Raw genomic sequence first — 13830 nt, 5'->3', positions numbered from 1 at the left:
AATGGCCCGTTCACACCAAGGGAAAACCCTTGCATTCAACAGCAAGGACCTGCAGGCACAGCTACGCCCCGCCAGCCCCTGGGTGCATTAATCGAACCCCTATCCGCCCACGGGCAGGTGCAGCGACTGCCGGCTCTCAAACACCCGCTGCGCCCCGGTAACCGGGTCCACAAACGCCAGCGACCGCGCCAGCAATTGCAGGGGCTTCGAGTAGTCGCCCTCGGGCGGGTCGTTCACCACCGGGTAGAACGGGTCATTGCGCAGCGGCAGCCCCAGCGCCGCCATGTGCACGCGCAACTGGTGCCGCTTGCCGGTGATGGGCGACAAACGGTAGCGCGCCCAGCTGCCTGCCGCCTCCAGCACCTGCATGTGGGTATGGCTGTTGGGCTCACCGGGCACCTCCTGCATGCGAAAGAACTGCGGGCTTTCCTCCAGACGGCTGACATGCTCCCGCGGGAAGACCACATCCGCACGCCAGGGCGCGATCGCGTCGTAGTGCTTGGTGATCTGCCGGTCGCGGAACAAGGCCTGGTAGGCACCGCGCGTGCGCTTCTGCACCGACAACATCACCAGCCCGGCAGTGTCGCGGTCGATGCGGTGCAGCGGCGACAGCTCGGGCAGGCCCAGCTGGCGCTTGAGCCGCACCAGCAGCGTGTTGTGCAAATACCGGCCCGAGGGCGTCACGGGCATGAAGTGCGGCTTGTCGGCCACCACCAGATGCTCGTCCTGGTACAGCACCACCTCGCTGAAAGGCAACACGGGCTCAGCAGGCAGGCTGCGGTAGTAGTACAGGCGCAGCCCGCCCTCAAACGGCCGCTCGGGCACCACCGGCTGGCCGCGCTCATCCACCACCTCGCCTGCAAGCATGCGCTGGCGCCATTCATCGCGGGCCACCACCGGCAGCCGCTGGGCCAGAAAGTCCAGCATGCTGCCCTGCCAATGTGTGGGCAGCACCACGCAGCTGGGGCTGACGCCGTCGCGCACGGGCAGGACATGGGGGTGGTGGGGGTTGTGCATGGGGCGGGGATTTTAGGGTGCGCTGGCTACATCGATACGTAGAGGGCTCCTCATTCGCCACCGGGGCACTGCCTCAATGAAAATCCCGGCTGCCCTGCAGCACCTGCGCCATGCGGCCGAGCAGCGGGGTCAGGTCCTTGAAGCGCTGGGCCACGAGGTGGCGCACCACAGCGGGTGCCTGGCCTGAGGCGGTGGCATGCGCGTGGCCCCCCTCGGGCAGGCTGCACTGCCACAGGCCTTCCACGGCCAACAGCTGGGATCTGAGCAGCGCGTTGCGCCAGCGGTCCACCATGTCAGGCCAGACGATGACGTTGACGGGGCCGGTTTCGTCTTCGAGGGTGACGAACATCGTGCCCTTGGCGGTGCCGGGGCGCTGGCGCACGGTGACGATGCCGCAGGCGCGCACCTGGCGGCCGTGGGGGGTGGCCACCAGCTGAAGCGCGGTCTGCAGGCGCCAGCGGGCCAGGCGCGGGCGCAGCAGGGCCAGGGGGTGGCGGCGCAGGGTGAGGCCGGTGGCGGCGTAGTCGAACAGGATTTCTTCGCCCTCGGGGGCGGCTGGCAGCGCCAGCGGTGCTTCGAGCACGGGCACGTCGCGCAGCAGGGCCGGGGCGCTGTGCTGGGCGGCGGCGTCCCACATCTGCTGGCGCCGGTGGCCTGAGAGGCTGGCCAGTGCGTCGGCGGCGGCCAGGGCCTGCACATCCTGCTGGCTCAGCTGGGCACGCAGGGCCAGGTCTTCGGTGGTGCTGAAGGGCGATGTGGCGCGGGCCAGCACCAGGCGGTCTGCCGCACTCTTGCCCAGGCTGCCGACCAGGCACAGGCCCAGTCGCACAGCGGGCTGCGGCTGCTGCGGCCGGGGCAGGCCCTTGGCAGGCAGCAGGTGTTCGGCGGGGCTTTCCAGCGTGCAGTCGTGGTCGCTGTGGCTCACGTCGATGGGCAGCACGCGCACGCCGTGGCGGCGCGCGTCCTGCACCAGTTGGGACGCGGTGTAGAAGCCCATGGGCAGTGAGTTGAGCAGCGCGGTCAGAAAACACGCGGGCTCGTGGCACTTGAGCCAGCTGCTGGCGTAGGCCAGCAAGGCAAAGCTGTGGGCGTGGCTTTCGGGAAAGCCGTATTCGCCAAAGCCCAGCATCTGCTGGAAGATGGCTTGGGCAAATTCAGGGCGGTAGCCCTTTGCCAGCATGCCGTCCAGCAGGGGTTTTTCGAAGCGGTGCACGCCGCCTTTGCGCTTCCAGGCGGCCATGGACCGGCGCAGGTCGTCGGCCATGCCGGGGGTGAATCCGGCTGCGATCATGGCGATCTGCATGACCTGCTCCTGGAAGATGGGCACGCCCAGCGTGCGCTGGAGGGCATCTTCCAGTTCGGGCTTTTCCAGCTCCAGCGGCAGGCCCTGCCGCCTGCGCTCGCGCGCCTTGAGGTAGGGGTGCACCATGCCGCCCTGGATGGGCCCGGGCCGCACGATGGCGACCTCGACCACCAGGTCATAAAACTCGCGCGGGCGCAGGCGCGGCAGCATGCTCATCTGGGCGCGGCTTTCGATCTGGAACACGCCCACGGTGTCGGCGGCGCAGATCATGTCGTAGGTGGCGGGGTCTTCGCGCGGGATGTCCTTGAGGCCCCAGTGCTCGCCGCGCAGCACGGCACGCAGTTGCAGGCAGCGGCGCAGCGCGCTGAGCATGCCCAGAGCCAGCACATCGACCTTGAGCAGGCCCATGTCGTCAAGGTCGTCCTTGTCCCACTGGATGACGGAGCGTTTGTCCATGCTGGCGGGCTCGACCGGCACCAGCCGCGTGAGCTTGCCCTGGGTGAGCACGAAGCCGCCCACATGCTGGCTCAAGTGGCGTGGAAAACCCTGGAGGTCGGCCGCCAGCTCCAGCCACAGCGTGGCGGTGTGCCGGTGCAGCGCGGCGCCAACGGCCTGCGCCAGCTCCTGCAGGCGGTCGGCGGCGAAGGTCTCGTCAAACCAGTGGTGGTCCTTGGCAAACGCATCGACCAGCGCGGGCGCCACGCCCAGGGCCTTGCCCACATCGCGCAGGGCGCTGCGCGTGCGGTAGCTGGTGACGACGGCGGCAATGGCGGCGCGGTCGCGGCCGTATTTGTCGTAGATGTACTGGATGACCTCTTCGCGCCGGTCGTGCTCGAAGTCCACGTCGATGTCGGGCGGCTCCTTGCGCTCCTTGCTGATGAAGCGTTCGAACAGCAGATGGGTGTTTTCGGGCGGCACGGCCGTGATGCCCAGCATGTAGCAGACCACCGAGTTGGCGGCGGAGCCGCGCCCCTGGCACAGGATGTTCTTGCTGCGGGCGTAGCGCACGATGTCGTGCACGGTGAGGAAGTACATCTCGTACTGGCAGTGCGCGATCAGATCCAGCTCTTTGCGGATCTGGTCCAGCACCCGCTGGGGGGCGCCCTGCGGGTACTCGCCCTCCACGCCGGTCTGCACCAGCCAGGCCAGCGCCTGGGCGGGGGTCATGCCTTGGGGCACGGTCTCCAGCGGGTACTGGTATTGGATCTCGTCCAGCTGGAAAGTGCAGCGCCCGGCCACCGTGAGCGTGGCCGCCAGCAAGTCGGGCGGATAGATGCCTGCCAGCCGCACGCGCTGGCGCAGGTGGCGCTCGGCGTTGGGCTGCAGCGCAAACCCGCACTCGGCCACGCTGCAGCCCAGGCGCACGGCGGTGATCACATCCTGCAGCGGCTTGCGCGAGCGGGCGTGCATGTGCACGTCGCCCGCCGCCACCAGCGGCAGGCCCAGCTGTGCGCCCACACGCTGCAGCGTGGCCAACCACAGGCCGTCGTCGGGGGCGAGGTGCAACTCGACTGCCAGCCAGATGTGTCCGTCAAAATCAGAGCCAAAACAGGCCTTTGCGCGCGACAGATATTCCCCAACAGCTATTATATTGATAGCATCAAAGCGTTTGCGGCAAGGCGCCAGCAGCAGCTCGCACCCTTGCAGCAGGTGCCAGGGGCTGGCCGGGCCCACGTGGTACTGGCCCTTAGGCGCCGCACTGCGCGCGGCCGAGATGAACTCGCACAGGTTGCCCCAGCCCACGGCGTCCCGCGCCAGGGCCACCAGCCGCAGGTCGCCCCACAGGAACTCGCTGCCCACGATGAGGTGCAGGCCCGTGGGCTGGGCGGCCTTCCAGGCGCGCACCACGCCGGCCACCGAACATTCATCGGTCAGCGCCAGGGCCTGGTAGTCCAGCTTGGCGGCGCGCTCGACCAGCTCGTGCGGGTGCGATGCCCCGCGCTGAAAGCTGAAGTTGGACAGGCAGTGCAGCTCGGCATAGCCCGGCAAGAATGCAGTCATCTCCGTTCTTTCTCCATGGCGCTGCACGCCATCCACCGGGCCTGAAACCGTGCCCCAGATGGAGGCCGCCACACAAGGGCCACCCCGCCGCGCTGGCGGCATCCTCCTGCCCGCAGCACACAGCGCTGCGAGAGCGGGGGGAGCCGTACAGGGGGTGCTTCAAAAAACACCATGGAGAAACCAGCGAGGAGGCCGCGCCAGCCCTTGCGCACCATCGGGCAGCGGCGCCAGCCGCTCGCGGAACACCCACACCAGGCCCGCCACCGCGTTGTGCGCCACAAAGTAGTCGCGCAAGGCCAGGCCGGTGCCGGGGTGTGCGGGGTCGGCCCCGCCCTCGCCCGCAGACCACCAGCCCGCCTCGAAGCGGTGGGGCCCGGCCAGCAGGCGCAGCAGGCCATGGTGGCAGGGGCGGTTGCCCTGCACGGCCAGCCGCTGGGGCGGGTTCAGCAGCCAGGGGGGCAGCAGCAAGGCGTCGGGGCTGGCATCCAGCGTGGCCTCGGCCCCGCCGCCTGCGCTGGCGATGGCAGAGCGCCGGGCGGGCGGGCGGCCCAGCACCTCGGCTGCGGGGCGCCACTGCTGCATGTGCTCGGGGCGGTGGTCGGCCATCAGCACGGGGGCCTGCACCTGCTCGGGCCCCAGGCGGGCCGACAGGCGCTCCAGCAGCTGGTGCAAGGCTTCGCCTGGGGGCGCGGGGTTGTCGGCACCGCCAGGGCAACCGCCACCATGATCGCCGGGCGGCAGCAGGCTGGCACTGCGGTGCGGCAGCGGGGCCGACTCCAGCAGGCGCAGCGTGATCTGGTTGGCCGGTGCGGCCAGGGTGGTGCGCGCCAGGTTTTCAGCCAGCAGACGCCGCAGGTGCGCCATGTCCTGCGTGGCCTGGGCGGTACGCACCTGCAAGGCCTGCGTGGGGGCAATCACCACCCCGTCGATGCGCCGCAGGTCGTGGCGCCAGGCCAGCTCCAGCGCCAGCGCCCCCTGCTGGCGCGCCTGCAGCCAGCCCTGCAGGGCCGTGAGGCAGCGGTGGGCGCTCCACAGCAGGGCATCGGCCGAGGTGGCCAGCGCAGGCAATTCGGCGGCCAGCGCAAACTGCTCGGGCAGCTCCAGCCAGGCATGGGCTTCGGGGGCTTCGCCCAGGGCCTGGTCCAGCACCCGCAGCACCCCGGCCCCCAGGCGCCGGGCCAGCCCGGCACGCGGCAGCGCCCGCAAGGCGCCCCAGGTGCGGCAGCCCATGCGCTCCAGGCTGTCCACATGCGGGTGCAAGGCAGTCAGGGTGTGCAAAGGCAGGGTGTGCACCGCTGGCTCTTGTTGCCCCCGTGGTGCATGCCCGGCCAGCGCCATGCGCAGCCAGGCTTGCGCCACCAGCGCGGTGGGGCCGCTGCCCCAGGGGGGCAGCATGCCCGGGGGTTGTGGCGGTGTGCCCAGCCCCCCCGCAGCTTCGGCCCAGGCCTGCAACACCAGGGTCAGCAAGGCATCACGCCCGCCCCAGAGTCGTTCGGTGGTCGAAACCTCCAGCAGCACAGTGTCGCCATCCATCAGCGCCACGCGCGGGGTAAAGCGCAGGGCCCACCAGCCTGCGGCGGGCGCAGCCATCGTGCCAGCCGCAGCCGCCGCCCCGGTACTAGCCGGGCTGGTGGCGGGCTCATCCCGCCATGGCAGCGGCAATGCGATCCAGTGCATGCCCCCTCCCCTGCAGCGCAACCATCGCAGGCTCCGGGCGCATGGGCGCCGCCTGCCCCCCCGGGGCCGCTGCGTTGTAGCGCGCCACCATGGCGCGGGCCACCACCTGTGCGGCATGGCGGCGCTCGGCCTGCGCCGCCAGGGCCTGCGCCAGCCGGGGGTGGCAGCCCGGCAGGTCCAGCGCCTGCACCAGGGGCGGCCCCCGGCGCTTGAGGATCTGCACCTGCATACCGGGCGCGGCAGGCGCGGATGTATCGGCAGACAGCCACCACCCCTGCACCTGAAGCCGCAGCAGGGCTGGCGATGCCTGTGGCGCGGCGCTGATCGGGCGAAACACCCACAGCAGTTGCTGTTGCTGCGCTGCCGCCAGCTGCAGCCTGCGCAGAGCTGCAGCGGGTGCCTGCGGCAGCCAAGCCATGACGGCCAGCACATCGCCGCACCGCAGCGCCTGCTCGGCCGCCCAGAATGCCGCACGGGCGCTGTCGGCCCGCACCACACACAGCCGCTCGGGCGGCAGCCCCTGCGCTTTCAGTGCCGGGCCAAAGGGCTCGCAAGGGGGCGCCACCGCCACCACGGCCCCTGCGCGGCGGGCCGTGGCCTGCGCCAGCGCGGGCAATACCAGTTGCCATTCATGCAGGCCCGCCAGAGGCTGCAGCACCTCGCACAACGCCCCCACCGGCCAGCCCCCGCCGGGCAGTTGGGCGTCCAGCAACGCATGCCCCGTGGGCTGGGTCGCCTGCGGGCCCGCACCCAGGGCATCGGCATGCCAGACACCGGGCACGGCAGAGGGCAGATCGGGCGCAATCCGCAAGGACAGGCTGGGCGCGGGCATGGCGGGGGCAAAGCTTCAAAGAACAGGAATACTGTAAATATAACCAGTATTTTGAAGCGTGACGAGCCAGGCGAGGAAGGCCACAGCATCGAAGGGGCTCGGGCCTGCGGGTGCTGACGGGCAAGGCCAAGGAGACCTGAGGGCTGCCTGCCACGGTCAAGCCAACCGGTTGACTCCGTGGCGACGGAGAAACGATTCAGCCTGCGCGGCAGGGGATCACCCGGGAGCCCTCTGCACGCGCCTTGGGGCGTATCAGAGCCGCCGAAGCGCCCAATCGCACCAGTCGGCCACGGCCGCATCCATGGGCGTGGTGCGGTCCGACAGCTGAGGCCAGCGGCGGTGGCTGGCGTTCAGAATGCTTTGCAGTTGCCAGAGCGCCTCCCGCCCCACCAGGGCCACTTCGGCCATGCCGATGGCATCGCCCTGCAACTGCGCCAGCAATTCGCCCTGGTGCCGGGGGTGGGAACCCGCTTCGATCAAGGCTTTCTGCAAGGCCAGCAAGCGGGAGTCGGTGAATGCAAAGGCGCTGTCTGCAGGGACCTTGGCAGCCCCTGGGGGCAAGGCGGCCTTGAGCTGGTCCCAATAAGTGAAGGCTTCTGCCAGCAGGTCAATCTGGCGCGGAGCATCATTGCCCAGCGGCATCAGGGCCGATTCGCGTGCCACCTCTTCCTGCAGCAGCGGCAGGATGTGGGCCACGAGCGCGGAAGGGAATTTGCGGTGGTTGAGCCGCAGTACCAGCGACAGCCGCTGCGCGGGCATGTCTTCGTATTTTTCGTAGAACGCTGTCACCACCTCGGCCAGCAACAGGATGCGCCCCATGGGCGTGATGTCGGCACCGGCGAGGCCACGCGGGTAGCCGCTGCCATCCATGCGCTCGTGGTGCTCCAGCACCGCCACCTCGGCGGCACGGGCGTACACCTTGGTGTCGCGGATCATCAGCATGGCTGTGATGGGGTGCGCCACCAGGTGCTTGCGCTGCACACCCACCACCTTGTGGTCGGGGTCGCTCCAGGCCGGGTCCATGTGCAGCACGCCCAGGTCGTGCAACAAGGCCGCAGCCGCCAGGGTGCCGCAGTCGCGCTCTGCCAGACCGCTCTTGATGCCCAGGAACATGGCCACGGTCATCATCTGCAGGCTGTGCTCGAACAACTCGGGGCGCTGGTCGCGCATGACCGTGAGCTTGCAGGCCATGGGCGCTGGCAGGGGCAAGGAGCGCAGCGGCGCCAGCAGGCGGGCCGCCGAGGGGCCCAGCGCCTCGGCCAGCATGTTGGGCAAGGCCTCCTCTGCAATGAGCGCCTGCCCGGCTGCCAGCAGGGCGGGCACGTCCACAGGGTTTTCTATGGACAGGTGGCGGTCGATGGGCTCGCGCAGCTTGTGCTGCACCAGGCGGTCATACAGGCGACTGTCGATGCGGGCGCCCTTCTCCACCAGTTTGATGCCGTTGTCGGTGTAGATGGCAGCGTCCGCGACCACCGTGCGGCGGTCGGCCATGTCGGTCAGCGCGCGCAGGTAATGAGGGCTGTCGGCGGTGTCAATGTCCGCCGAATCGAGGGGGTCTGTCATGCGAGGAACAACAAATCGTTACCTCGGACTATATGACGTTCTCTTGCCGGGCACTCAAACAAAACGCTCTTCGGCACGGCACTGTCTTGATGCATATCAAGCGCTGCCCACGGCCTGCCAAGGGCGGTATTACACGGCCTGGGCTCGCACGATCACCTGCTGCGACAGCGCTTTTCGGGCAGGAAAACCGCCGATCCCACCGTTCCAAATTGGCACCAGGGTTTCCATGGGATATGGGTGGCTAAAGCCCGCCTTTTGCCCACTCCGGACATTCAGGCTTGGGTAAACCCTGAAAAGTTCCGCCCTGATTGTTTACAATACTGGAACAGTTAGTTCGCGACTCGATAGTTTTTCTCTGAACACCATCGGCGTACAGTTCATCCCATCGATGAGCCGAACCCGCAAGGCGACTCACCGAACCCGGTTTGAAGCAGCTTTCAGTTTTTGCTCTTTGCTCCGGTTTTTTTGAGACGCTTCTTTAACTTCAAGGACTTATCCATCATGAACAACACCGCACGTTTCCTCTCCATCGCCGCTGTCGCTGCTTTCGCCTCTTTTGGCGCCCACGCTGACGAAGCCGATGCTTCGCAGTTCGCCACCCAATTCGAAACCAACCGCACCCGCGCTGAAGTGCAAGCGGAAGCCGCTACCGTCGCCCAGACCCGCTCGATCGAGCCCGCTGGTTCGCGTGTGGTGACCTACAAGAGCACCGCTGACCGCGCTGCCGTGCGTGCCCAGGCTGCTGACGCTGTGCGCACCGGCCAGATCGCTTACGGCGAGCGTGGCTGATTGGTCAGCGCCTGATTCGCTGAATCCACCGCCCTTCCTGTTTCGTATTGCCCAGTACATCCCTGTTTTTTGAATTTCACCGGAGTTTCACCATGAACAAGACCGCTCGCATCATCTCCATCGCCGCTGTGGCTGCCTTCTCTGCCTTTGGCGCACACGCTGACGAAGCCGACAGCTCGCAATTTGCCCTGAAGTTCGACACGAACCGCACCCGCGCTGAAGTGGCTGCCGAAGCCGCTACCGTGGCACAGACCCGCAGCCAGGAGCCTGCTGGTTCGCGCGTGGTGACCTACAAGTCCACCGCTGACCGCGCTGCTGTGCGTGCCCAGGCTGCTGAAGCCCTGCGCACGGGCCAGATCCCTTCGGGCGAATTCAGCGCCATGTAAGCCACCGGCTGCCTGCCAGGATGTCGCAGGACATGGCTGGCAGCACCACAAAGACAACGGGCTCCTTCGGGAGCCCGTTGTCTTTGTATGTGACAGATGTACGGAAGGAGCACAGCCCACAGCCCAGGGGGCGCTAAGTTGTCGTCTGCACGTGCAGCCGACTTGATTTACAGCGGTGCAAGGCGTTGTAGTACTCCAGGCGCCGGCCATTGGCGCCATAGGCGATGGACTCGATGCGCAGCAGCGGCTCAGGGGTTTCCAGCTGCAGCAGGCCGCAAGTCTCGGCATCGGGCAGCACGGCGTCGATCCAGCGCTCGGCGCGCACCAGGCGCACGCCGTACTGGCGGCGCAGCACGTCGTAGAGCGAGCGGTCGTCCAGGCGCATGCGGTGCAGGCCGGGCGCCAGGTCGGCGGGCACCACGGTCTCCACCAGCAGGCGCAGTTCGCCGTCCACGCTGCGCAGCCGCTTCAGGGCCACGACCTGGGTGTCGTCGGTGAGACCCAGCGCGCTGATCTCCTGCGGCGTGGGGTCGCGCAATTGCTGCGACAGGATCTGCGTGCGCACCGAGCGGCCCTTGCGTTCCATTTCGTCGGAAAAGCCGAGCACGGTGGAGACGAAATCCTCGTCGCGCTCACGCGCCGCGACAAAGGCGCCACGGCCCTTGATCTTGTAGATCAGGTTGTTGCGCACCAGGTCGGCCAGGGCCTCGCGCACCACGATGCGCGAGATGCCGAACTGCTCGCCCAGTTCGGCCTCGGAGGGCAGCTTGGCGCCGATGGCCAGATCACCCTGCAGGATCTGCAGGCGCAGGGCATCGCGGAACTGCGCCCACAGGGGCGATTCGGAATTGCGGTCGAGCAGCGGCTGGAGTTCGTTCGGAGAATTCACGTCATGTCGGGCTCAGGGCCGGATGGGTGGTCAAAGGTGCATGGAAAGCCGGCACGGCATCGGAATCGGGGGCTGCGGGGGCCAGGCGCACGCCATGGCGCTCGCGCAGTGCAGTGGTGCAATTGTGCAACTCCTGCCGCTCGCGCCCTGCATCCCAGCCCAAAGCCTCTGCGGCAATGCCGGCCATCTCGGCCAGCGCGGCATCGGTGACCAGGCCGCGAATGGCCAGCAGCGTGCGGCGGATCACGAGGTCGTCGAGGTGGATCACACCGGTTTCGGTGCACAGCCAGGCCACCTCGGCTGCCGAGTAGTCAGGTGCATGCTGCAGTGGCACGTCGCCTGCCACCTTGAAATGCGGGGCCATGCGCAAGGCCTCGGAGCCGTAGCGGCGCAGCAGCGCCTGGGCGCGCTCGCGTGCCAGGCCCGCATCCCGGGCAATGCGCTCGATGAAATGCTCGGTCGCCTGCCCGCCTTGCGGCATGCCCGAGCCCCCGCCAATCGGCAATTGCCGCGTGGAGGCCGTGCGCTCGCGACCCAACAGGTGCAGCACCTCGTTGGTGGCCTCTTCGGCCAGCGCACGGAAGGTGGTCCACTTGCCGCCCACCAGGCCCACGACCGGAATGTCGCGCGCAGGAGACGGCGGGTCGATCACCACCGAATGGTCGCGCGAGATCTGCCCGGGCTTGTCCGCATCCGAGCGCGCCAGAGGCCGCACACCCACATAGGTGTAGACCACATCCTTGCGCCCGAAGGACAGGTTGGGGAAGACCTCGCCCAGCACCTCCAGCAGGTAGTCCACCTCGGCCGGCTCGGTGGCGATCTGGTCGGGGTCGTCCACCGGGATGTCGGTGGAACCCACGAGCACGCGGTCCAGGAAGGGGTAAACGATGCACACGCGGCCATCCAGCGCCTCGAAATACGCCATCCGCCCCTGCAGGGCATCGCGCAGCGCCGGGTGGTCGAGCACCAGGTGCGAGCCCTTGGTGCCCATCACGCGCGGCACGGCGCCGCCAAGCAGTGCCGTGCTGCGGTCCAGCCAGGCGCCGCTGGCATTGACCACCGCATCGGCCGTCACCTGTACCACCTCGCCCGTGGTCTCGTCACGCAGCGTGAGGGTCTTGCCCGCGCAGCCCATCACCCGGCAGTGGTTGGCCGCTGCAGAGCGGGGCTGGTCGCGGCAAGCATCGCGCACCAGCTCCAGCACCAGCCATTCGGGGTGGCTGATCCAGGCGTCGAAGAACGTTGCGGTCCAGCGCACGGCGGCGCGGAACAGCTGGCGGTCGGCCGGCTGCACGCGGCTGATGCGGTGGTTGGGCATCACGCGCTGGCGCCGGCCCAGCAGGTCGTACAGGCGCAGGCCCGTGGCCACGGCCAGCAGGCCACGCGTGCGCTGGGGCGGGGTGCGCCCCAGGAACTTGAGCGCACTGCTCATCAGCCCGCCGAAGAAGCTCGACAGCGGCACCACGGTCTTGAGCGGCTGCACCAGGTGCGGCGCGTTGCGCAGCAGCAGGTTGCGCTCGCGCGTGGCCTCGGCCACCAGCGAGAAACTGCCGCTCTCCAGGTAGCGCAGGCCGCCGTGGATCATGCGCGAGGGCGCGCTGCTGGCACCCGCGCTGAAATCGCCCTTGTCGACGATGAGACAGTCCACCCCCTGCAGCGACAGGTCGCGGAATACACCCACGCCATTGATGCCCGCGCCCACGATCACCGTGGAGAAATGGCGGCCAGCCACGGCGGCCGGGCGCACGAAGGGCAGTGCCGACGTGGTGCTCATGGCAATGCCTCCACCTGCTGCACAGGAACAGGCGCCGGGATCGGCGTGGCGGGTGCGGGCGCGCGCTCTGGCACATGGCCGGCCAGGTGGCCGAAGACAGGGGACATGGTGGTGATCAGTTCGTTGAAATCGGCGTTGAAATCCGCATGGGCCCGGGCCTGGCCGGCATCGGGTTCGACCGTGTCGCAGGGTGCGCACAAGGGGGCCGCGTCGATGCCCTGCGACATCGCGGCGTAGATCGCGGCACCCCGCGCGCCGGTCTCGTCGTCGGCGCAGCGCTCCACCGGGTGCCCCAGCAGGCCGGCCAGCAGGCGCACCAGGCGCGTATCGCTGGCGCCGCCGCCCAGCACGGTGGAGGCCGAGACCGGCAAGCCGCCCGCCGCCAGGCGCGCCGTGTGGCGTGCGTGCAGCGCCGCCACCGCATCGACCACGGCCCGCGCCATGTCACCGCGCGTATGGTGGCTCTTGAGGCCCACGAAGCCCGCGGTGACGCCGCCGCCGCCATTCACGAAGGGCAAGAAGCGCAGGCCCCCGGCCCCCAGCGGCACCGACATCGCCAGATCGACCACTGCGCGCGCATCGGGCAGGCCCAGCACGCCGGCCAGCCAGGCGATGTTGGCCATCGACGAAGGGCTGTTTTCCATGTACAGGCGCCGGTCGTGCAGGCCGAAATTGACGGTGGATGCCACGTCCGGCCCCGGCGACAACACCGGGCCGATGACGGCGTTCACGCACCAGGTTCCCAGCACGGAGACCGCACGGCCCCGCTCCTCGGCCCGCACCGCCGTCATCGCGGCCAGGAGGTCGATGGCGCCCATGGCCACCGGAATACCGGCCGGCAGGCCGTAGGCGGACGCTGCTGCCGGCTGCACCGTGCCGATGACCTCGCCACTGCGCACCAGCGGCCCAAAGGCCTGGGGCGCCAGGCCAGCAATGCCCGACGCGGCAAAGGCCAGCGGCGACCAGGTGCCCGTGGCCACCGACAGCAGGCCTGCGGTGCTGGCATCGCTGGCATCGGTGGCGATCTCGCCGCTGAGCAGAAAGCCCACATAGTCCTTGGCAAACATCAACCGCTGCAGGGCGCCGCGGCGCACCGCATCGCTGCCCAGCAACTCGGCGGCAATCACGGTCGGCTGGCCCGGCCAGGGCTGGCAACCCACCTCGGCCAGGAGCTCAGGCCCGCGGCTGGCGGCAAGCGACTGGGCCCGCGCCGCGGCGCGCTGGTCGGTCGAGGCCACGGCACGGCCGCCGGCCAGTTCATGGCGTGCATCCAGCGCGTACAGGCCGGCGCCATGCCCGGTGCAGCCGATGGCGCGGACATCGTCCACCCGGCTGCCCAGCTGGTGCGCCACATCGCGCAGCACGCTGGACAGGGCCGAGCGGATCATGGGCGCCCCCACTTCGCAGCCACCGCCGGGCAGGCGGTCGTGCTGCAGGGGCAAACGGGACAGGGCCACGGTGCGGCCGCTCGCGGCCTCCAGGGCCAGGGCTTTGAGGCTGCTCGACCCGAGGTCGATGCCGATCAGTAGTTGGGTCTTCATGTCATAACAGCTTCCGTCGAACCAGCCGGATTATCCAGTAGTGTTTCCCCTAACTATC

General features: G+C 68.9%; 10 protein-coding genes. 2 read left to right on the top strand and 8 right to left on the bottom strand.

Features of this window, described 5'->3' with window-relative positions:
• Positions 1-99 precede the first annotated feature (99 nt).
• The 5 genes from CBY09_RS16540 to CBY09_RS16520 form a co-directional block, all read right to left on the bottom strand.
• Complete coding sequence (locus CBY09_RS16540; protein ID WP_094290676.1) at positions 100-1017, bottom strand: pseudouridine synthase; 918 nt, start codon at positions 1015-1017, stop codon at positions 100-102.
• Positions 1018-1090: 73 nt separating this feature from the next.
• Positions 1091-4321, bottom strand: a complete 3231-nt coding sequence (locus tag CBY09_RS16535) for an error-prone DNA polymerase (protein WP_094290675.1) — start codon at positions 4319-4321, stop codon at positions 1091-1093.
• Between the two features lie 159 nt (positions 4322-4480).
• Entirely contained in the window at positions 4481-5998 is a 1518-nt protein-coding gene (locus tag CBY09_RS16530) for a DNA polymerase Y subunit UmuC family protein (protein ID WP_094290674.1), read from the bottom strand.
• Entirely contained in the window at positions 5961-6830 is an 870-nt protein-coding gene (gene imuA, locus CBY09_RS16525) for a translesion DNA synthesis-associated protein ImuA (protein ID WP_108723926.1), read from the bottom strand. Before imuA ends, CBY09_RS16530 begins: the two co-directional genes overlap by 38 nt.
• 252 nt (positions 6831-7082) lie before the next feature.
• The gene (locus tag CBY09_RS16520) at positions 7083-8393 is read right to left on the bottom strand and encodes an HD-GYP domain-containing protein (RefSeq protein WP_094290673.1); all 1311 of its coding nucleotides are present in this window, start codon (positions 8391-8393) and stop codon (positions 7083-7085) included.
• Positions 8394-8894: 501 nt separating this feature from the next.
• On the opposite strand from CBY09_RS16520, the gene CBY09_RS16515 reads away from it, so the two are divergent.
• Positions 8895-9182 carry a DUF4148 domain-containing protein gene (locus tag CBY09_RS16515; protein ID WP_094290672.1) on the top strand — a complete coding sequence of 96 codons (288 nt, stop codon included), beginning with the start codon at positions 8895-8897 and terminating at the stop codon, positions 9180-9182.
• Between the two features lie 92 nt (positions 9183-9274).
• Positions 9275-9568, top strand: coding sequence for a DUF4148 domain-containing protein (locus tag CBY09_RS16510; protein ID WP_094285955.1), 294 nt, complete (start codon positions 9275-9277; stop codon positions 9566-9568).
• 133 nt (positions 9569-9701) lie between these two features.
• Here the strand turns inward: CBY09_RS16510 and CBY09_RS16505 are convergent, their stop codons facing one another.
• Genes CBY09_RS16505 through CBY09_RS16495 form a run of 3 tightly spaced genes read right to left on the bottom strand, consistent with a single transcriptional unit; the run spans position 9702 to position 13772 of the window.
• The gene (locus tag CBY09_RS16505) at positions 9702-10457 is read right to left on the bottom strand and encodes a GntR family transcriptional regulator (protein WP_094290671.1); all 756 of its coding nucleotides are present in this window, start codon (positions 10455-10457) and stop codon (positions 9702-9704) included.
• 1 nt (position 10458) lies between these two features.
• Positions 10459-12231 (bottom strand): glycerol-3-phosphate dehydrogenase/oxidase, encoded by a 1773-nt coding sequence (locus CBY09_RS16500; RefSeq protein ID WP_094290670.1) that lies wholly within the window; start codon positions 12229-12231, stop codon positions 10459-10461.
• Positions 12228-13772 (bottom strand): FGGY family carbohydrate kinase, encoded by a 1545-nt coding sequence (locus CBY09_RS16495; RefSeq protein WP_094290669.1) that lies wholly within the window; start codon positions 13770-13772, stop codon positions 12228-12230. The genes CBY09_RS16500 and CBY09_RS16495 overlap by 4 nt, the downstream gene beginning before the upstream one ends.
• Positions 13773-13830: the final 58 nt, after the last annotated feature.

The organism is Acidovorax kalamii (assembly GCF_002245625.1).
GTDB lineage: Bacteria > Pseudomonadota > Gammaproteobacteria > Burkholderiales > Burkholderiaceae_C > Acidovorax > Acidovorax kalamii.
Note: the sequence above shows the minus strand (reverse complement) of the source record. Positions and strands in the feature narration are given on the sequence as shown.